The sequence below is a fragment of the Mycobacterium sp. NPDC003449 genome (assembly GCF_053588415.1).
On the sequence record NZ_JBSFPX010000145.1, the window covers coordinates 1 to 19,920 of the forward strand.

General features: G+C 67.2%; 16 protein-coding genes and 1 pseudogene. 8 read left to right on the forward strand and 9 right to left on the reverse strand.

All coding sequences use genetic code 11. The features are described from left to right. Nucleotides 1-54: 54 nt before the first annotated feature. A pseudogene (locus tag ACWDTP_RS28095) lies at nt 55-282 on the reverse strand (hypothetical protein); the annotation flags it as partial. A 264-nt stretch (nt 283-546) separates the two neighbouring features. Between ACWDTP_RS28095 and ACWDTP_RS28100 the strand changes: the two are divergent. Next, nucleotides 547-1,035 (forward strand): Lrp/AsnC family transcriptional regulator, encoded by a 489-nt coding sequence (locus ACWDTP_RS28100; RefSeq protein WP_450025955.1) that lies wholly within the window; start codon nt 547-549, stop codon nt 1,033-1,035. A gap of 10 nt (nt 1,036-1,045) precedes the next feature. On the opposite strand, the gene ACWDTP_RS28105 is transcribed toward ACWDTP_RS28100, so the two are convergent. Next, entirely contained in the window at nt 1,046-2,278 is a 1,233-nt protein-coding gene (locus tag ACWDTP_RS28105; protein WP_450025930.1) for an amidohydrolase family protein, read from the reverse strand. Between the two features lie 84 nt (nt 2,279-2,362). Beyond that, a complete protein-coding gene (locus tag ACWDTP_RS28110; RefSeq protein ID WP_450025932.1) occupies nt 2,363-3,511 on the reverse strand; it encodes a thiolase family protein in 1,149 nt (382 codons plus the stop codon). Between the two features lie 83 nt (nt 3,512-3,594). Here ACWDTP_RS28110 and ACWDTP_RS28115 point away from each other — a divergent pair, with 83 nt between their 5' ends. Then, nucleotides 3,595-5,766 carry a molybdopterin-containing oxidoreductase family protein gene (locus ACWDTP_RS28115; protein ID WP_450025934.1) on the forward strand — a complete coding sequence of 724 codons (2,172 nt, stop codon included), beginning with the start codon at nt 3,595-3,597 and terminating at the stop codon, nt 5,764-5,766. 31 nt (nt 5,767-5,797) lie between these two features. Further along, nucleotides 5,798-7,318 (forward strand): aldehyde dehydrogenase family protein, encoded by a 1,521-nt coding sequence (locus ACWDTP_RS28120; protein WP_450025936.1) that lies wholly within the window; start codon nt 5,798-5,800, stop codon nt 7,316-7,318. A 71-nt stretch (nt 7,319-7,389) separates the two neighbouring features. On the opposite strand, the gene ACWDTP_RS28125 is transcribed toward ACWDTP_RS28120, so the two are convergent. Both ACWDTP_RS28125 and ACWDTP_RS28130 read right to left on the reverse strand, forming a co-directional pair. Then, a complete protein-coding gene (locus ACWDTP_RS28125; RefSeq protein WP_450025938.1) occupies nt 7,390-8,613 on the reverse strand; it encodes a cytochrome P450 in 1,224 nt (407 codons plus the stop codon). A 73-nt stretch (nt 8,614-8,686) separates the two neighbouring features. Next, a complete protein-coding gene (locus ACWDTP_RS28130) occupies nt 8,687-9,472 on the reverse strand; it encodes an SDR family oxidoreductase (protein ID WP_450025940.1) in 786 nt (261 codons plus the stop codon). A 185-nt stretch (nt 9,473-9,657) separates the two neighbouring features. Between ACWDTP_RS28130 and ACWDTP_RS28135 the strand changes: the two genes are divergently transcribed. After that, a complete protein-coding gene (locus tag ACWDTP_RS28135; RefSeq protein WP_450025957.1) occupies nt 9,658-11,088 on the forward strand; it encodes an aldehyde dehydrogenase family protein in 1,431 nt (476 codons plus the stop codon). Here the strand turns inward: ACWDTP_RS28135 and ACWDTP_RS28140 are convergent. From ACWDTP_RS28140 to ACWDTP_RS28150, 3 genes are read right to left on the reverse strand one after another with little or no spacing between them, the layout of a single operon-like run. Continuing rightward, nucleotides 11,072-12,712, reverse strand: coding sequence for an acyl-CoA synthetase (locus tag ACWDTP_RS28140; protein WP_450025942.1), 1,641 nt, complete (start codon nt 12,710-12,712; stop codon nt 11,072-11,074). The two genes, ACWDTP_RS28135 and ACWDTP_RS28140, sit on opposite strands and share 17 nt — an antisense overlap. An 18-nt stretch (nt 12,713-12,730) precedes the next feature. Then, nucleotides 12,731-13,348 (reverse strand): cysteine hydrolase, encoded by a 618-nt coding sequence (locus ACWDTP_RS28145; protein WP_450025944.1) that lies wholly within the window; start codon nt 13,346-13,348, stop codon nt 12,731-12,733. Next, nucleotides 13,345-14,352 (reverse strand): aromatic ring-hydroxylating oxygenase subunit alpha, encoded by a 1,008-nt coding sequence (locus tag ACWDTP_RS28150; RefSeq protein WP_450025946.1) that lies wholly within the window; start codon nt 14,350-14,352, stop codon nt 13,345-13,347. The genes ACWDTP_RS28145 and ACWDTP_RS28150 overlap by 4 nt, the downstream gene beginning before the upstream one ends. A 154-nt stretch (nt 14,353-14,506) precedes the next feature. Here ACWDTP_RS28150 and ACWDTP_RS28155 point away from each other — a divergent pair, with 154 nt between their 5' ends. Both ACWDTP_RS28155 and ACWDTP_RS28160 read left to right on the forward strand, forming a co-directional pair. Further along, nucleotides 14,507-14,941 (forward strand): nuclear transport factor 2 family protein, encoded by a 435-nt coding sequence (locus tag ACWDTP_RS28155; RefSeq protein ID WP_450025948.1) that lies wholly within the window; start codon nt 14,507-14,509, stop codon nt 14,939-14,941. Nucleotides 14,942-14,955: 14 nt separating this feature from the next. Further along, nucleotides 14,956-16,014 carry a TIGR03857 family LLM class F420-dependent oxidoreductase gene (locus ACWDTP_RS28160; protein WP_450025950.1) on the forward strand — a complete coding sequence of 353 codons (1,059 nt, stop codon included), beginning with the start codon at nt 14,956-14,958 and terminating at the stop codon, nt 16,012-16,014. On the opposite strand, the gene ACWDTP_RS28165 is transcribed toward ACWDTP_RS28160, so the two are convergent. Next, nucleotides 15,989-18,142 carry a sensor histidine kinase gene (locus ACWDTP_RS28165; protein WP_450025959.1) on the reverse strand — a complete coding sequence of 718 codons (2,154 nt, stop codon included), beginning with the start codon at nt 18,140-18,142 and terminating at the stop codon, nt 15,989-15,991. The two genes, ACWDTP_RS28160 and ACWDTP_RS28165, sit on opposite strands and share 26 nt — an antisense overlap. Nucleotides 18,143-18,335: 193 nt before the next feature. On the opposite strand from ACWDTP_RS28165, the gene ACWDTP_RS28170 reads away from it, so the two are divergent. Further along, nucleotides 18,336-18,692 carry a response regulator gene (locus ACWDTP_RS28170; RefSeq protein WP_450025952.1) on the forward strand — a complete coding sequence of 119 codons (357 nt, stop codon included), beginning with the start codon at nt 18,336-18,338 and terminating at the stop codon, nt 18,690-18,692. A 188-nt stretch (nt 18,693-18,880) separates the two neighbouring features. Beyond that, nucleotides 18,881-19,920 (forward strand): cupin domain-containing protein (locus ACWDTP_RS28175; protein WP_450025953.1); only part of this gene is annotated, 1,040 nt, incomplete at its 3' end.

A 19,920-nucleotide genomic window follows, 5' to 3' on the forward strand; every position in this document is an offset into this window, starting at 1 on the left:
GCGGCGTGCTGGCGCTCGCCCAGGTCACCGGCATCCAGGAGACCAACACCGAGATTGCAGCTGTTCGAACCACAGCGACGTCATGATCGAGGTCATGGAGGCGCACGAGGCCTGATGGCCGCCCACCTTCAGGCCCGTCGAGTTGGGGCGAATTCGGTTGGCGTGGTGGATGATCGATGTCGACAACCACAGAACACGGTCTTCGATGTCGCGGAGGGTGGCGGCTGCCGACGTGTCGTCGGCGACGCGACTCCGGGTATCGACTGATTGTGAGGGGTCCATCGGCGGCATCCTTGCGTGGGAGTTCCAGAGTGATAGCGCGGTCGTCGCCGCGCTCAGGTCATGAGCGCGGCGACGACGCGTCGCAGCACGCGGGCTCGGGTGAGAGCGGATGCGCTGCCGACCGGGTTTGTGCGGCCGTCGGAGTTCCGAGGGGTGCAGAACTCGCCATCAAGTCGACCATCCCACTACACTTTGGACAAGTTCACCTCAATTGAATGAGCATTTTGCTCATAGGACGCCTCGAACAGGCGGTGGGAGGTTGTCATATTGACCACGGAAACCAGGGTCGACGCCCTGGACGCCCGGATCCTCAAGGCTCTCAACGACGATCCCCGGGCCACCGTGATCGCGTTGGCCGACAAGACTCGGCTGTCGCGGAACACCGTGCAGGCACGGATCAACAAGTTCGAACGGCTCGGCGTGCTGCGCTCGTTCGAGCGGCGGATCAATCCGGTCGCTCTGGGGTATCCGTTGACGGCGTTCGTCTTGACCCGCGTCACCCAGCGCAAGCTCGCCGACATTGCCGAGGCGCTGGCGCAGGTGCCCGAGGTCGTCGAGGTGCACGGTCTGGGCGGCGTCACCGATCTGCTCATTCACGTGGTCACCAGGGATGCGGACGATCTGTATCGGGTGGCCGGCCGGATACTGGACATCGACGGTGTCGAGCAGACGAACACATCGCTCGTGATGCGCAAGCTCGTCGACTTCAGGCTTACGCCACTACTCGACAAGCTCGGCGAGGATGACCACTAGGACAAGAACTTCAGCGGGCGGCGAGCGCCGGCGGCTTGGCCGCGTCGGGATCGGGGTTGGCGATCGTTAGGCCCATGAAGCGCCGGGCATTGTCGCCCATGAAGTCGAAGGTGCGTCGCACGTCCATCCCCTCGGCGTACTTCCAGAACCCGTTCGGCTCGGCCAGCCCCTCCGGATGCGGGTAGTCCGAGCCGAACAGCACTTTGTCCCAGCCGACGGTGTCCACCACATCGGCCACACAGCCCTCCCAGAACGGGCTGACCCAGATGTTTCGCCGGAACACGTCGTGGGGATGTTCGGGGAAGTTCTGCGGCATCTTCTTGTACAGGTCGGCGAATTCGTGAAACAGCGGGAATATCCAGCTGCTGCCGTTCTCCACGCTGGCGATGCGCAGCTTCGGGAAGCGGGTCAGGGTGCCGTGGCAGATGAGCGCGGTCAGCATATCGGCGATCTCGCGGTGACCGAGCACCATCCACCGGAACGCGCTCTGCGCCATGAAGTTCTGGGTGTGCGGCGGTTCCCACCGGTTGACGTACTCGTCCAGCGGCGGATAGCTGGCGTGCAGCACGATGGGCAGACCGGCGGCCTCGACGTCACGCCAGAACGGATCGAATTCGGGCAGCGCGGGGGAGCGCCAGCCGTGCAGCCCGTTGACCGGTCCGGGTTTGATCAGGGCGGCCCTGGCCCCGTGCTCGAGGATCCAGGCCAGTTCGCGCTGTGCGGCATCGACTTCGGAGAGGTTGATGATCGGCGTCGAGAACACCCGGCTCTCGAAGTCGAACGTCCAGTGCTCCAGAATCCACTCGTTGAGCGCGTGCACGATGGCCACGGTCAGCTGTGGATCGTCGGCGCTGGAATGTTCGACCAGGCTGCCCAGGGTCGGATAGGTCAGCGCTTCGACAACACCTTGACGGTCGAGTTCTTTGACCCGGTCGTCCGGATTGCGGGTGGCCGCGGGCGCCTCGATGGCCTTGCCCTGCATCTCCCGCAGGGTCAGGCCCTCGGTGTTCTCACCGGCGAAGAACTTCTCGTGCGCGCCGGGTGCGGCGACGCGTTCGAAGGTGGGATTCGGGATGAAGTCGGTGACCCGGTTGTTGATCACCACGCGGGTCTGGCGGCCGAACTGGGCGTACTGCACCGCGCGGCGGTAGCGCTCGGGCAGAAACCTGGTCAGCGCGTCGGCGGTCTCGTACATGTGCTGATCGGCGTCGAAAATCGGTGCGTCGCGGAACTGTTCAGTCATGAGGTGGGTTCCTTTCCTCCCGCGAGCAGACGCAAACCTGCCCATTTCGGCCGGAAAATGTGCAGTTTTGTGTCTGCTCGGCCATCAACGTGTCAGGACCGTGGCGGCCGCGGTCCCCGGCGCGCCGTAGAGCTGAGCGAAACCGACCCTCGGGTCACCGGGCACCTGACGGTCACCCGCCTCGCCCCGCAACTGCCGGACCAGCTCATGGATCTGTCGCAGACCCGACGCACCGATCGGCTCGCCGTTGGCGATCAGCCCACCGTCGGTGTTGACCGGAAGCGGCCCGCCGATCTCGGTGGAGCCGTCGGCCAGCAGCTTCTCCTGATCGCCGTCGGTACAGAATCCGCATTCGGCCATGTGGATGATCTCGGCGCCGGCGTCGGTGTCCTGCAGTTGCACGACGTCGACGTCTTCGGGTGCGACACCGGACTTCTCGAATGCGGCGCGTGCGGCGTACACGGTCGGTGCGACATCCTCCTCGACCGGGGAGCAGGTGGTGTTGACCTCGTAGGCGCCGTAGCGGCGGGTGCGCACCTCGACGGCCTTCACATACACCGGCTTGTCGGAATATCTGTGCGCGATATCGGCCCGACACATCACCACCGCGGCCGCGCCTTCGTCGGGGGCACAGAACATGTATTGCGTCAGCGGATAGTTGAGCATGGTCGAGTTCAGGATGTCATCCTCGGATATCGGCTTGCGGCGGAACGCATTCGGGTTCAACGCTCCGTTGCGGAAGTTCTTGTTGGCCACCTTGGCCAGGGTGCGCTGGGAGATGTGGTGATCGTGCAGATAACGGTTGGCCTTCATCCCGAAGAACTGCGTGGTCAGGTACTGACCGTTCTCGGCGTACCAGCTCGGCATCCCGACCAGCGCCGGGTCCTCGGTGAATGCGCCGCGTGGGTGCTTGTCCAGGCCGACCGCGATACCGATGTCATAGTCGCCGAGCCGGATCCCGTCGGCGCAGGCCTTGGTGGCGCTGGCGGCGGTGGCGCACGCGTTGAACACGTTGGTGAACGGGATGCCGGTCAATCCGACCATGCCGACGATCGCATCCGGATTGGCCACGGTCCAACTGCCACCGGTCGCGGCACCGATGTCCTTCCAGGCCACGCCGGCATCGGCGACCGCGGCGGAGATCGCATCAACACCCATCTGCATCGCGGACTTGCCCTCGAACCGGCCGAACGGATGCAGGCCCACACCGATGATCGCTACGTCGTTAGTCATGGTCGGCCCTCTGCATGCGTACGGTCCTCCGTGTTCAGCCGGAATGGTATAGCAACTGTAACTCTTACAGTAAACTAATCCCGGTGATCGAGAGCAAGGCGCAGTCCAAGGTGACGTTCTGCCGGATCTGTGAGCCGCTGTGCGGCATGATCGCCACCGTCCAGGAGGGCCGTCTGACCGAGCTGCGCCCCGACAAGGAGCATCCGCTGTCGGCCGGTTTCGCCTGTCAGAAGGGCATCGCGTTCACCGAGGTGGTCAACGATCCGGACCGGGTGACCACGCCGCTCAAGCGCACGCCCGATGGTTTCGAAGCGGTCAGCTGGGACGATGCGCTCGACGACATCGCGGCCCGGCTCACCGAGATTCACCGTGCGCACGGTGCCGGGGCGGTGGCCTGGTACATGGGCAACCCCGCTGCCTTCAGCTATTCGCACCTGTTCGCCGCGATGGCGTTCGCCAAGGGCATCGGCCGCGGCAGCCACTTCTTCAGCTCGTCGACGCAGGACACCAGCAGCCGCCTGTTGGCCAACCAGTTCCTCTACGGTGCGCCGTTCCCGGTGCCGATACCGGATTTGATGCGGACCGATCTGCTGGTCATGTTCGGCGCGAATCCGGTCGTGTCGCACGGTAGCCTCCTGACCGCGCCGCGGATCAAGGACCGCATGCACGACATCGTGAAGCGGGGTGGGCGGGTCGTGGTGGTCGACCCGCGGCGGACCGAGACCGCCGCCCGGTTCGACTGGCTCGGGATCGTCCCCGACGCCGATGCCCACCTGCTGCTGTCGATCCTGCAGGTGCTGTTCGCCGAGGGGTTGGTCAGTGCGCGGGCCCGGGCTCAGGCCGACGGCCTGGACTGGCTGCGGGCCCGGTGTGCGCCGTTCACCCCGGAACGCACCCGGGCCCATACGGGCATCGACCCGGGCACCGTCCGGGCGCTGGCCCGCGACCTGGCCGCCACCCCGCGCGCCGCCGTCTACGGCCGGCTCGGTACCTGCGTCGGACGTAACGGCACATTGACCAGCTACCTGCTCGATGCGGTCAATCTGGTCGCGGGGAACCTGGACACCCCGGGCGGCAGCGTGTTCAGCACTCTCGGCATCCCCGGGCAACGGTGGGCGACGATGGCGATGGGAGCCTCGCTGCGCCGGAGCTATCGCACCAGGCGCACCCGGGTTGGCGGGTTTCGTTCGGTGATTGGGGCCGAACCCGCGGCGTTCATGGCCAAGGAGATCACCACGCCCGGCCAGCGCCGGGTCCGGGCGATGTTCATCGGTGCCGGAAACCCGGTGCTGTCGGTGCCCAACGGCGTGGAGATGGAACAAGCACTTGAGTCCTTGGACCTCTCGGTCGGGCTGGACCTCTACGTCAACGAGACCACCGCACACTGTGATTACGTGCTGCCGGTGACGACGATGTACGAACGTGACGACTTCGCGGTCACGTTTCAGATGTTCCAGGCCACACCGTTCCGGCAGGCCACCGACGCGGTGGTGGCGCCGCGCGGCCAGGCCCGCACCGAATGGGATATCGTCGTCGACCTGATCGGCAGGATGGGGGTGCGCACACCGGTTTTCGCCGCGCTGCGGCTGGCCGCCAGGCGCGGGAAGAGGCTGAGCCCGCGACCGATGATCGACTCGATGATCCGGATGGCCGACGGCGGTGACCGATTCGGGCTGAGTCGTGGTGGATTGACGTTCCGCCGCCTGCTCGAGCGCTATCCGCACGGCGCGGTGGTGGCGCCGAATATCCGCACCGGTGTGCTCGGTGAGGTGGTGGTGTACCGCCACGGCCGGATCCGGCTCGAGCACGAGGACATCGCCGCCGAAATCGCGGCGCTGTCGCGACGTGACGCGCCCGAGGGCTTTCCGCTGCGGATGATCGGGATGCGCGAACCGCGCTCGGAGAACACCTGGTTGCACAATTCGCCGTTGCTGATGCGCGGTGAGCGGGTTCATCGGGCGCTCATGCATACCGACGACGCCGCCGCCCGGCAGTTGGCGGTCGGCGACCAGGTGCGGGTGCGTTCACCGTACGGCCAGATCCATATCGCGTTGTCGCTCACCGACGACATCGTGCGCGGCGCCGTCGCGATACCGCACGGCTGGGGTCACACGGGTGGCGGGCGCTGGCGGATCGCCAATCGGGCCGGCGGTTCCAACGTCAACCAGCTGATGTCGAGCGATCCGGCCGATATCGAGGCGCTGGCCGGGATGTCCTGGCTGACGGGGGTGCCGGTGCAGGTGGAGCACTGCTGATCTAGTTACTGTAAATGTTACTGTTGTACGCATGACCGAGGTTGCCCCCAGCGTAGACATCGGCAGGCGCGCCGCGCGGCGAGCCGAGACCAGGATGCTTATCGGTGGCGAGCTCGTGGCCGCCCGCGCGGGTGCCGAATTCGACAACGTCAGCCCGGCAACGGGTCTGGTGCTGGGGGCGGTGGCCGCTGCCGGTGCCGACGATATGGACGACGCGATCGGTGCGGCGCGCCTGGCCTTCGACGAGTCCGAATGGTCGACGAACCGCGGCCTGCGCTACCGCGCGCTGCTCCAGCTGCAGAACGCGATCGAGGCCGAGAAAGAGGACCTGCGTGAGGAGGTGATCGCCGAGGCCGGATGTCCGGCGATGACCACGCAGAACGCGCAACTGGACTGGCCGCTGGCCGAGGCACTGCGATACCCCGCCCGGCTGATCGACGAGTTCGAGTGGGAGCGCACCCTGGACGGGGGCGGGCTGTTCGGTGAACGCAACGCCCGCACGGTCGTCAAGGAACCGGTCGGCGTGGTCGCGGCCATCACGCCGTCCAACTTCCCGCTCGAGGTGATCCTCAACAAGCTCGGGCCGGCGTTGGCCGCGGGCAACACCGTGATCCTCAAACCCGACCCCAACACCCCGTGGAACGCCACCAGACTGGGCCGGCTGATCGCCGAGCACACCGACATTCCGGCCGGGGTGGTGAACGTGGTGCCGACCCCGTCGAATGAGGTTGCTGCGCTTCTGGGTACCGATCCGCGCGTCGACATGGTCTCGTTCACCGGGTCGACCGCGGTGGGCCGTCAGCTGACACGGGCCGGCGCCGAAACCATGAAGCGCACGTTCCTCGAACTCGGCGGCAAGTCGGCGATGATCGTGCTCGACGACGCCAATCCCGCGCACATCGTCCCGGGCGCGATCGGTGCCTGCGTGCACGCGGGCCAGGCCTGTGCCGCCAACACCAGGATGCTGGTGCACCGCTCGTTGTTCGACGATGCGGTCGCCAATGTGACCATGGCGTTCGGTGCGGTGCCGGTCGGCGATCCCGCACTGCCCACCACCCTGGTCGGACCGTTGATCAGTGCCGCGGCCAAGCAACGGGTGCTCGACGCCATCGACCGGGCCCGCCGTGACGGGGCCCGGATCGCGGTGGGCGGAGGCGTTCCCGAGCTGCCGGATCACCTGGCCGACGGGCACTTCGTGGCGCCCACCGTGATCGTCGGCGCCGACCCGCGGTCGGCGATAGCGCAGGATGAGGTGTTCGGGCCGGTGCTGGTGATGATCCCGTTCGACGATGACGACGACGCGGTGCGGATGGCCAACGACAGTGCGTTCGGGTTGGCGGGGGCGGTGCTGTCGGCCTCTTGGGAGCGGGCGATGGGCATCGCCCGGCGGATAAGGACCGGCGCAGTCGGTGTTAATGGCGGGATGTACTACGGCGCCGATGCCCCGTTCGGCGGGTACAAGAACAGCGGTGTCGGCCGGCAGTGCGGGATCGAAGGTTTCGCGCAGTACACCGAGACCAAGACGATCGGGTGGCGGCTGCCCCGACAGTGACCCTCCCTGCGCGAGCAGACACCGAGGTACCCGGTACGGCGGCGTTCCGGGTACCGGGGTGTCTGCTCGGCCTAGATGGGGGCGGGCTCGAAGGTGACCGGGATGGCCGTCGGGGACCGGAACGGTTGGCCGAAGATGTGTGGGTCGTCATCGGTGACGAGGGCGATGTCGGTGACCCGGTCGAGCAGGCTCTCCATCGCCACCCGGGTTTCCATCCTGGCCAGGTGCAGGCCCATGCAGGTGTGCTCGCCGGCGGCGAACGTGATGTGGGGCACCCGCTTTCGGAAGATGTCGAACTGCTCGGGGTGGTCCCAGCGGTTCTCGTCACGGTTCGCCGATCCGATGCAGACGTCGATCACCGCGCCCTCGGGCAGTGCGACGCCGTCGATTTCGGTGTCCCGGCTGGCCGAGCGCTGCACCGTGGTCAGCGGCGTTTCGTAGCGCAGGCCCTCCTCGATGGCCGGCCCGATCAGTTGCCGGTCGCGCTGCAGGGCGCCGAACTGATCGGGATGAGTCAGCAACAGGTACAACAGGTTTCCCGAGGATCGGTAGGTGGTCTCCAATCCGGCGGGAAGCAGCAGCCGCAGGAACGAGTAGATGGCCTCGTCGCTGAGTTTCTCACCGTCGATCTCGGCGGTCACCAGATCGCCGATGATGTCGTCGGTGGGTTTGGACCGGCGCTGCTCGATCTGGTCCAGGAAGTAGTTCTTCAACGCCTCGGACGCTTCGAAGGCGCGTTTGTACTTGACGGTGTAGCTGATCAATTCGACCGCGCGTTGCCGGAACCACGGGAGATCCTCCTCGGGGAGCCCGAGCAGCGTGGAGATCACCCGGGTGGGGAACTCGAACGTGTAATCGCGCACCAGGTCGGCGGTTCCGGACTCGATGAACTCCGCGACGAGGGCCTGGCAGATCGGCCTGACGATCTCGGGCTCCCAGCGCGCCAGTGATCGGGTCTTGAAGGCGGCCGACACCAGGTTGCGATGGTCACGATGCGGCTTGCCCTCCATCGCGAGGATCGTGGGCCCGATGAACAAGCCGATGGTGCTGTCGTAGATCGTGGAGTTGAACGATTTGCCGTCCCGGAACACGGTGTTCACCGCATCGAACGAGACCGCGGCGAACTGGTGTTCCGGCAGCAGCGATTCCGGCGTCTTGGACCAGTCCATCACCGAGCCGCGGAACACGCCGTGCTCGGCGCGGTGCCGCGCGAAGGTCGGGTACGGGTCGCGGAGCAAGCTCGGTGTGTCATCGACGGATTCGTCGCCGGCGGGGCCGCGCACCTTGCTCTCCACGATCACCCTTCCGCGCCGGTCGACGAGTCCGAACAATACTACTGTAAATGTTACAGTAGTGCGAACGTGACGGTCATACGGTTATCGGGGCACCGTTGGACATCCCCGTGATGAAGCCGGCATCCACCTGGATGTCCTGGCCGTTGACCCACCGTGACCGAGGGTCGGCCAGAAAGGCGATCACCGGGACCACGTCGTCGACCGTGGCGTGTCTGCCCACCGTCGTGCGCACCAGATCGAGGACGTCCTTGCCCATGGTCTGTTCGAAGTCGGACAGGATCGGTGTCTCGACCGGACCGGGGCTCACCGTGTTGACCCGCACGCCGTACCTGGTCCAGGCCACACCGGATATCCGTTTGGCGAACAGGATGACCGCTTGCTTGGAGGTGGTGTACACCGGGAAGTCCGGATCCTGGCCGTCCTGCCAGGCCGCCACGGCGGCGCCGTCGGTGAGCTCGAGCAGGCCGTCGAGGATGTCGGTGCGCTGTTGCCAGCCGAGTGCGGCGGTCGACGCGACCGCGACGACCGATCCGCCCCGATTCATCCGGGGCAGCATGCCTTCGGTCATCGTGCGCATGCCGAGATAGTTGACCTTGAGGACGTCGGCCGCGGGGGCGGTCCCCGGTACGCCCGCGACGTGGGCCAGCAGATCCCAGCCCGTGCCGAGTTCCCGCAACGCCTCGTCGACACTCGCGGGATCGCGGAGGTCGCAGGTCAGGTGCAGGGTCGCCGGGGTTTCACCGGTGCGGACATCGACGGCCGCCACGAAATCGCCGCGGTCGTGGAAGTGCGCCGCGGTGGCCGCGCCGATTCCCGATCCGGCTCCGACGACGACGATCTTGCGTGGCTCAACGGACATCCGGCCCTCCAACTGAATTTACGACGGTAAGGATGACTGTAAACAACTCGACAGCTTCCGACAATCGAGCGGGCCCTTGCGCGCCGGTGTTACCGTTAGCCCTACCGTAGGGGCATTCGGACGGGTGAGGAGCTCGGTGCGTGACTGAAGTCGTCGGAGCGGTCGGTGTGCCGGATCCGGCCGCGATGCTGGCCGCCCAACGGGCGGCCTTCCTGGCCGACGGACCACCCGACGCCGCCCTGCGCCGCAATCGGATCGACCGGCTGATGGCGATGATCCTGGACAACGCCGAGGATTTCGTCGCGGCAACCGCCGCGGACTACGGATCCCGATCCCGGTCGGCGGCCTTCTTCGCCGAGATTCTCGGCATGATCTCGGTGATCGAACACACCCGGTCCAACCTGCCGCGGTGGATGCGGGCCACCAAACTCATCCGGGCCGCCCGGGTCGCGAGACTGCGTGCCGAGGTGGTGCCGTGCCCGCTCGGCGTGGTCGGCATCATCGGGCCGTGGAACTTTCCGGTGCAGCTCACCGTGCTGCCCGCGGCCGCCGCATTCGCCGCGGGCAACCGGGTGATGATCAAGATGTCGGAGGTCACCCCGCGTACCGCCGAGCTGATGGCCGCCACCGCACCCCGGTACTTCGACCCCGCCGAACTGCGGGTCGTCACCGGTGGGGCCGGCGTGGCCGCCGAATTCGCCGGACTGCCGTTCGATCATCTGTTCTTCACCGGATCCCCCGCGATCGGCGAGCGGGTCGCCCAGGCGGCCGCGGGCAACCTGGTGCCGGTCACGCTGGAACTCGGCGGCAAGAACCCGGTGGTGGTGTCGCCCGAGGCCGATGTGGCCCGGGCGGCGACGCGAATCGCCCAGGCGCGCATGGTGAACGGTGGCCAGGTGTGTGTCTGCCCGGACTACGTCTTCGTCCGGGACGACGAGGTCGAGCGCTTCGTCGAGACCGCACGCCGGACCCTGCGCACGATGTTTCCGACCATCGTCGGCAACGCCGACTACTGCTCATCGGTCAACCAGGCCAACTTCGACCGCGTCGTCGGACTCATCGCCGATGCCCGCGCGCTCGGCGCCCGCATCGATTCGGTCAGTCCGGCCGGCGAGATCCTGCCCGATCCGGCGTCACGCAAGATCGCGCCGACCATCGTGCGCGACGTCGACGACCGCATGCGGATCGTCGAGGAAGAGGTGTTCGGGCCGGTGCTCGTGGTGCGCGGCTACTCGGCACTCACCGACGCGATCGATTACATCAACGCCAGGCCGTCACCGTTGGTGGCGTACTGGTTCGGTCCGGACGATGCGGACTTCCGGCGCTTCGTCGGCCGCACCCGCAGCGGTGGCGTCGCCCGCAACGATTTTGCCGCCCAGATGATTCCGTCGGGTGCACCGTTCGGGGGAGTGGGACGCAGCGGTATGGGCGCCTACCACGGGAAGGCCGGGTTCGACACCTTCAGCCACCATCGCACCGTGGTGGGCACCGACCTGCCGTTCAGCGTCACCGGCCAGGCGGCGCTTCCGTTCACCCGCTCGATGCGGGTGGGCGCCGACCTGGTCCTGCTCCGGGCCCGGAGCAGGACCGCGAGCCGGCTCAAGAGGTTTCGCTGATCGCCTGCTCGCGGGCCCAGCGGTAGTCGGCCTTTCCGGCCGGGCTGCGCTCGATCCGCGGACGGAACACCACCGCCTTGGGCAGCTTGTAGCGGGCGATCGACGCCTCGGCGTGGCGGATCAGTTCGTCGGCGTCCACCGTGACGCCGTCGGCCGGCGCCACGATCGCGACCACCTCCTGACCCCAGCGTGCACTGGGCCGGCCGGCCACCACCACATCGCCGACCGCCGGGTGCGATGCGATCGCCGACTCGACCTCCTCGGCGAAGATCTTCTCGCCGCCGGAATTGATGGTCACCGAATCGCGGCCGAGCAGCTCGATCGAGCCACCGTCGAGATGGCGGGCGCGGTCACCGGGTATCGCGTAGCGCACGCCGTCCACGACCGGGAAGGTGGCCGCGGTCTTGGCGGCGTCACCCTTGTAGCCCAGCGGCACATAGCCGCGCTGCGCCAACCAGCCCAGCCCGTCGTGGCCGGGTGCGAGCACCGCGGTGAGATCCTCGGCGACCACACAGGTATCCGGCCCGGCGGTGAAGGTTCCGGTGGAAACGCTTCCAGGCGCGGACATATGGCTCATCTGCGCCCCGGTCTCCGAGGAACCGACCCCGTCGACCACCATCAGGTTGGGTTTGGAATCGATGAGCTGCTGTTTGACGTACGGCGTCAACTGCGCTCCGCCGTTGGCGACGACGGCGAGCGACGAGACGTCCGCGACACCGCCGGCGATGGCGGCCACCAGGGGCCGGGCCATGGCGTCGCCCACCACGGTGGCCACCAGAACCTGTTCACGGGCGATGGTGCGCACCACGTCGTCGGCGTCGAAACGGTCGACCACGCCGGGGAATACCAGGGTCTGGCCGGTGGTGATCGCGGTCATCGCGGCCCACTGGGCCGCGCCGTGGATCAGCGGGGGCAGGATCATCAGCTTGGTGCCGGGATTGTCGATGGCCCTGGCCGAGATCGCCTCGATCGATTCGGCCGCCTCGCCCGTCATCATGTTGCGGCCGCCGAAGGCCGTCATGAAGATGTCGTGCTGACGCCACAGCACCCCCTTGGGCATTCCCGTGGTTCCGCCGGTGTAGAGCACATACAGATCGTCGGCGTCCGGTTCGACCGGGGGCGCGGGTACGTCGGCGCCCACGATGTCCTGGTAGTCCACGGCGCCGTTCAGCAGATCGTTACCGGAGTCGTCGGGGATCTGGATAAGCACCCGAAGCTGGGGGAGTTCGGGCAGGATCTCGGCCACCCGGGGGGCGAAGGCGGCGTGGTACACCAGTGCGGTCGCCCCGGAATCGGCTAGCAGATACTGCAACTCGTTCTTGACGTAGCGGTAGTTGACGTTGAACGGGGCAACCCTGGCCCGGAACGCACCGAGCATCGACTCGACGTACTCGGGACCGTTGTAGGCATAGATGCCCAGCAGATCCTGTCCGACCTGGTGACCGGCCAGCGAGTCACGTTCGGTCTGCACACCAAGACCCCGCGAATGCAGATAGGCGGCCAATCGATTCGACCGCTCGATGGTCTCGCGGTAGCTGTACCGCCGGTCGCCCTGCACGATCAGGGGGCGGTCCGGGATCGCGGCGGCAACGGCCTCGGCCACAGCCGGAACGGTGAACAACACGTGGTCTCCTCGAATCGGTCAGCTCTGCCAGGCCTGCAGCACGTCGTCGGTGGTGGTGACGGTGGCCAGCAGGGAAAGGGTGTTGTCGATGACGGCCTCGGCATAGTCGGCCGGTACGCCGGCCACGGCGTCGCGCGGCAGCACCACCCGGTACCCGGCGTTGACCGCATCCATCACCAGGTTGATGATCGCGATGTTGACCGAGACGCCGACCGCGACGATCGTGGACACCCCGAGGTTGCGCAGGATCGGGTCGAGGTCGGTCCCGCCCATCGGTCCCAGCCCGTGCCATCGCGACAACACGAGATCGGATGGCTCCGGCCCGAATTCGGGTAACAGCGCGGCGCCGGCGCTGCCAGGGTCGATGCCGACCCCGCCGCGGCCGACGGCGAAGATCTTCGCGTTGTGATTGGAGCCCAGCCCGTCCGGGCGCCGCTGCACCAGGCAATGCACGATGTGCGCCGAGGCCTCGTGGGCGGCGGGCAGCAGCCGGGCGATATTGGGCAACGCGACCCGGCGCGCCTCGTCGGCCAGCGCGGCCAGCCCGGCGTCGGGGCCGACCACCGCCCCCTGGCATTCCTGGGTGACGATCGCGGTATGCCCCGGTGCGATAAGTTCGGTCAGGTCCGGCTTCATACCGGCGCGCCAACGGGCGGCACCTCGTAGAACTGCTTGGCCCATTTCCGCATGGCCATATAGGGTTTCGCGTCGATCTTGGACAGCGCGGGATGCTCGACGTACTTCTGGTAGCGCCAGATGTCGCAGTCCTCCCAGACCGTCTTGAGGAACTGTTTCTCGACCTGCCTGCGCACCTGCTCGGGTGGAACGTCGGAGGTCTCGCCGGGCAGCTTGGGCCACCAGATCGAATAGAACATATCCGACACCTCGTCGTCGACGGGGGTGCAGGCGAAGATCAGCCGGTGGTTCGACGATCCCTCGAAGGCGCTCATGGCGAAACCGAGCCCGGAGAAATGGCTGTGGATCCGCAGGGCCATCTCGTCCGGATCGTCGCTGCGGGTGTCGGGCCAGCCGGTCAGGAAGCGCCACTCCTCGTCGACGTGTTCCCAGTGCAGGCATACCGGGGTGACGCTGGCCCCGTGCACGTAGCGGAAATGCGAACTGTCCGGCCCGTTCTCGGCCACGATCTGTGGGTGCACCGGGATCGCGTCGGCCCGGCTGGAGAACTCCGGATAGGGCCGGTAATAGGCGTTCGGATCGGTTTCGAACTGCGGGAACTTGTGGAAGATATCGGGCAGCTCCCACTGGGGTTCCCTGCCCTCGGGCTGGTACCAGATGAAGATGCAGCCGTACTGTTCCTGGACCGGGTACGAGCGCAGCCGCAGACCGCGGTTGGGCCGGTCGGGCTGGTAGGGGATGTAGCGGTTGGAGCCGTCGGGGGCCCAGCGCCAGCCGTGGAACGGGCATTCGATGCAGTCCTCGACCACCTTGCCGCCGTGGCCGATGTGCGCGCCGAGGTGTTTGCAGTGCGCCTCCAGGACGTGCAGCCGTCCGGACTCGTCCCGATAGGCCGCGAGATCCTCGCCGAAGTACTTCAGCGCTTTCACATCGCCCACGGCGAATTCCGCCGACCAGCCGATCATGAACCAGCCGGTGACTTTCCAGGTGAACGGCACTTTCATGCCCGCTGCCCTCCCTGCCCTCAGGATCGATACGGAATACATTACAGTAGTGATTTCTGGACATGGTGGCATCCGAGCCCGTCGAGAGTCGACTTGCGTGCTACTTTTCGCCGGAACCTCGCACACCAGCCAACGTTCAACGCGGGAGGCGCATATGTCCGACGACATCGAAGCGATCAAAGTGCTCAAGGCCCGCTACTGCCGGTTTCTGGACACCAAGGACATCGACTCGTGGCGCGCGCTGTTCGCCGAGGACGTCGTGGTGACCCTGGACATGGCCGTGTTGACCGGTGGCGCCGACCCGCAGACCGCTGCTCCGCTGAACGGCTTCGACGAATTCTTTCCCGTGGTGTGGGGCGGCGTCGAACATGCGGCGACGGTGCACCACTGTCACACCCCCGAGATCGCGCTGACCTCCGACGCCACGGCGACCGGCATCTGGGCCATGGAGGACATGCTGTTCTTCCCCGACGGCAGCGAGTTGCACGGGGCGGGCCACTACCACGAGACCTACGAAAAGCGGAGCGGTACATGGCAGATCACCAGCTTGCACCTGACCCGGACCCTGTTGAAGTTCCAGAGTCGGTGAACAAGGGGTATCGCATGGCACAGCAGGCTCTCGACGAACTCGGCTACTACCTGTTGGCGGGCGCAGGCGGTGCGGGTCCGGCCACGTTGATGGACGAGGCCCGCCGCGGTGAGGAGCTCGGCTTCGGCACCGCGTTCATCTCCGAACGGTGGAATGTCAAGGAGGCGTCCTCGCTGGTCGGAGCGGCCTGCGCGGTGACCGAGCGGATGCGGATCGCCACCGCCGCCACCAACCACAACACCCGCCATCCGTTGATCACCGGTTCCTGGGCCACCACCATGCATCGGCTCTCCCGCGGCCGGTTCACCCTCGGCATCGGCCGAGGGGTGGCGGCGATGTACGACGCGTTCGGGGTGCCCGCGGTGACCACCGCGCAGATGGAGGATTTCGCCAAGGTGATGCGCAGGCTGTGGCACGGCGAGGTGATCGTCAACCACGACGGCCCGATCGGCAGGTACCAGGTGCTGTTCCTCGACCCCGATTTCGACGAGGACATCCGGCTGGGGATCGTGGCCTTCGGCCCACAGACCCTTGCCCTGGGCGGGCGGGAGTTCGACGACGTCATCCTGCACACCTACTTCACCCCCGAGACGCTGCAACGCGCGGTCAAGACCGTCAAGGACGCCGCCGAACAGGCCGGCCGCGACCCCGACGACGTTCGGGTGTGGTCGTGTTTCGCCACGGTCGGCGACCACCTGCCCGAGGAACTGCGGCTGAAGAAGACCGTCGCCCGCCTGGCCACCTACCTACAGGGTTACGGCGACCTGCTGGTACGTACCAATGACTGGGATCCCGCGGTGCTGCAACGGTTTCGGGAGGATCCGGTGGTCATGTCGATTCCCGGCGGTATCGATCACAAGGCCAGCGCCGAACAGATCGAACACATCGCGACGGTGATCCCCGACGAATGGCTTGAGCCCGCTGCCACCGGATCCGCCCAGCAGTGTGTGGACCGGATCCGGCAGGAGTTCCACTACGGCGCCGACGCGGTCATCCTGCACGGAGCCACCCCCGATGAACTCGAACCCGTCGTCACGCAGTACCGGGCTACTCGGGCTGCAACGGAATCCTGACCGCCAGGGTCGTGCCCGCACCGGGCGGGCTGGACATCTCCAACCGCCCCGAGAGCGCCTCGACGCGGTCCTTGAGCCCGATCAGCCCCGAGCCCGTTCCGGCGAGCGCCCCACCGACGCCGTCATCGGCGACCGTGACGTCGAGTCCACCCTCCACATCGGTGGCCCGGACCGTCACCTGGGATGCCGAGGCGTGTTTGGCCGCATTCGTCAATGCCTCGGCGACAACGTAATACGCGGCCACTTCGACAGATTCGGGCAGCCGCCGGTCGACGTCGACCTCGAGGGCGACCGGCACCGCCGACCGGCGCGCGAGCGTCTTCAGCGCGGGCCCCAGCCCGCCCTTGGACAGGATCGCCGGGTGGATGCCGCGGGACAGTTCCTGCAGGTCGCCGTGCAGCCCGGTGAGCCCGGCGACGATGTGGGCCAGTTGATCCGACAACGCGGATTGGTCGGATGGAATGGTCGCCTGCACGGCGCGCATCTCGAGCCCGAGGGACACGATCCGCTGCTGGGCGCCGTCGTGCAGATCGCGCTCGAACCGGCGGCGGGCCTGATCGGCGGCGGCGACGATGCGGGCCCGCGACGCGGTGATCTCGGCCCGCGACTCGGCGTTGAACACGGCGGTCGCCACCAGATCCGCGAAATCGCCGATGCGGGCTTCGGTTTCGGGTGAAAACGGCTCGGGTGCGGACGTGCCGACCAGCAGCGCGCCCCAGGTGCGTCCGTCCACGATGACCGGTGCCCCGACCCCGGACCGCAGGCCCAACGCCCTGAGCCGGGCCGCGATTGGGCCGGCGACCCCCGCATAGGTGTCCATCCGGGCCGGAAGGTTCCGCTGCCGGATCCGCGCCGAGATGCTGTCTCCGTCGAGCGTGAGCCGCTCACCGGCGCGCATCTGCTCGTCGGACTCGGTGTCGAGTGCGGCGACCACCACACAACTGTCGTCGGATTCGTACCGGGCCAGCGTCACATGCGTGACACCGAGGCCGACCGACAGCTCGGCCACCGCGGCCGGATACACGTCGGCGGGTGCGGCACCGCGCGCCACCAGGGTGGCCACCCGCCGCAGCGCGGTCTGCTGCTCGGCCAGCGCGCTGACCTCGTTGTGGCTGGCCTCGATCTGGAGCTGGGCCTCGGCCAGCCGGTCCTGCTCGCGACGTCGATCGGTCACATCGCGCCCGGCACCGTAATAGCTCCCGTTGTCGTAGGTGACGCTCCACTGGAACCAGCGGATCTCCCCGTCGCTGCGCACGCACCGGTTCTCGAACTGGGCGCTGCGACGGTCGGTGCGCTCGCCGCCGAGCGCCGCGACGGTCTGGTCCCGGTCGTCGGGATGCACCAGGTCGATGAACCGGCGGGACAGCAACTCGCTGCGCGAGTAGCCCAGTGTCCTGGTGAAAGCCGGATTGATCCGGGTCAGGGTGTGGCGGTCACTGATGTAGAGCAACTCCGAGGCGACCGCGAAGAACCGCTCCAGTTCCTGGCGGCTCGCCTCCAACTCGGCGGTGATCTTCTCCCGGTCCTTGGCCGCGATGAGCAGGGCCTCCAACGAGGGAAGCATCCGCCGCCATCGACGCAGGGTGGCGTCGGGGAGTTCGGCGGGCAGCAGCAGCGTGCCGATCCACTCGGTGCCGTCGCGCAGCGAGATCGCACTCTGGTGCGGGCCGGGTTCGGCAGGCCCGACGGTGAGCGTGACCTCCGCGACGTCGAGAACCCGGGCCATCCGGCGGCCGGCCCGGTCGAGCGCGTGCGGCAGGTCGCCGGCCCCCAGCATCAGCCGGGCGAGTTCGGCCGACAGGTCGGCCTCGCGGCGGCGCTGCTCGGTTTCCTGTGCCCGCAGCCGGGCCTGCCCGGCCAGCGCGTTGGCGAGCAGGGCCAGTGGCAGGAAGACGAACACCGCGGGGGCCAGGCTGTCGGCCCCCTCCAGGTGGAAATAGATGTAGACGACCGCACTCACGACGGAGGTGGCCACCGCAAGGGGGAAGCTCCACCCGGCCGAGATGACCAGTACCCCGAGCAGAAAGATCGCGCCGAACGCGTTCTCGGGAGCCACCTGCTTGAGCAGAAACACCAGCAGGGTCTCGCCGACGATGAACGCCGCCGCGACCAGCACGCCCCACCGCAGCGGCCGGGCCGTCGGCCGCACCACGAGCGCCAGGAACCGTCCCGGCAGTGCGCGCAGGCGGCGGGCGGCCCGGGTTCCGGCGGATACTGTCACCGGGAGATGGTAGTTCGCCAAGGGCGAATCTTCCGGCTAACGGTACTGCCGTCGGTTTGCTGATCTGCCAAGCTGGGGGGATGGGCATGGAGGGGCAGTTATGCGTTGTCTGATCGTCGACGACAGCGCGCAGTTCTGTGCCGCTGCCAGCGCAATGCTCGAACGGGCCGGCATGACCGTCGACATCGCATCCGACGGCGTGGAGGCGCTGCGGTCCTATCGGGCGCACCGGCCCGATGTAACCCTGGTCGACATCGACCTGGGCGTCGAGAGCGGCTTCGACATCGCCGAACAGTTGCATCGGGCGGCGCCGTCGAGCACCCCGGTGATCCTCATCTCCACGCACGACGAACAGGATCTGGCCGATATGATCGCGTCCAGCAGTGCGGTCGGATTCCTGCCGAAGATCGCGCTGTCGCCCGCCGCCATCCAGCATATGCTCGCGGTATCGGGCTGAACGACAAACCGATTCGCCCCACTCTGGGCTGAGGGCCCACGTTTGCGGTATCGGCCGGTGTCAATGGGGGCCAGCAGGGGTCGTGGCCTCCGGCCATCCTGCGGTGGGAATGGCGGCGAGCATTGCTGACTGCGCGTGGTCCGCAGGCAAAGGTTGGTGAGACGACATCACTCACCAAGGAGGCCGCTATGACGACAGGTTCGCTCACCCGCAGCACCCACACCGTGTCCCTCTTGGACGGGGAGATCGTCGAGGAGAACGACTTCGGGTCGATCCGTCGTCTCAGCGCCGACAACTTCCCGATCCTGCGCCGGATGTCGATCAAGCGCCTGCTCCTCAACCCGGGCGCGATGCGCACACCGCATTGGCATGCCAACGCCAACGAATTGACCTACTGCGTGTCCGGGACCGCGCTGGTGTCGGTGCTCGACACCGGAAACAAGTTCGCCACCTTCACGGTTTCGGCGGGGGAGATGTTCCACGCCGATTCCGGTTCACTGCACCACATCGAGAACATCGGGACCGAGCCCGCCGAATTCATCGTCACCTTCGGCAGTGAGCGGCCCGAGGACTTCGGGTTGGCCGCGGCCCTCGGCGCCATGACCGATGCCGTGCTGGGCAACACCTACGACCTCGACGCCTCGGCGTTCGCCACGGTGCGCCGCGACACCGCCGACCGCAAGCTGGCCGGGCGGGCGGGTGCCCCGGTGATCGCCGACACCGCCGGATACCCCGACCCGCACAAGTTCACGGTGGAGGCGATGACGCCGCCGGTGACGTCGGCGGTCGGATCCGCACGTACCGCGCGGGTGCAGTTCTGGCCGGCGCTCAAAGATCTGTCGATGTATTCGCTGCGGGTCACTGAGGACGGCATGCGGGAGCCGCACTGGCATCCGGTCACCGCCGAAATGGGCTATGTGCAAAGCGGTTCGGCCCGGATGACGGTGATGGACCCGGACGGCACCCTGGACACCTGGCGGCTGCAGAAGGGTGACGTGTACTTCATTCCGCGGGCCTACCCGCACCATATCGAAGTCGTGGACTCGCCGGATCTGCATTTCCTGATCTTCTTCGACCAGCCGTACCCGGCCGATATCGGATATCGCAATTCGGTCAGCGCATACTCCCGCGAGGTGTTGGCCGCGGCGTTCGGCACCCACATCGAGGATCTGCCCGACTTCCCGTTCACCCCGGTCGACCCGCTCATCGTCGGGCGCCGCAACCCGGT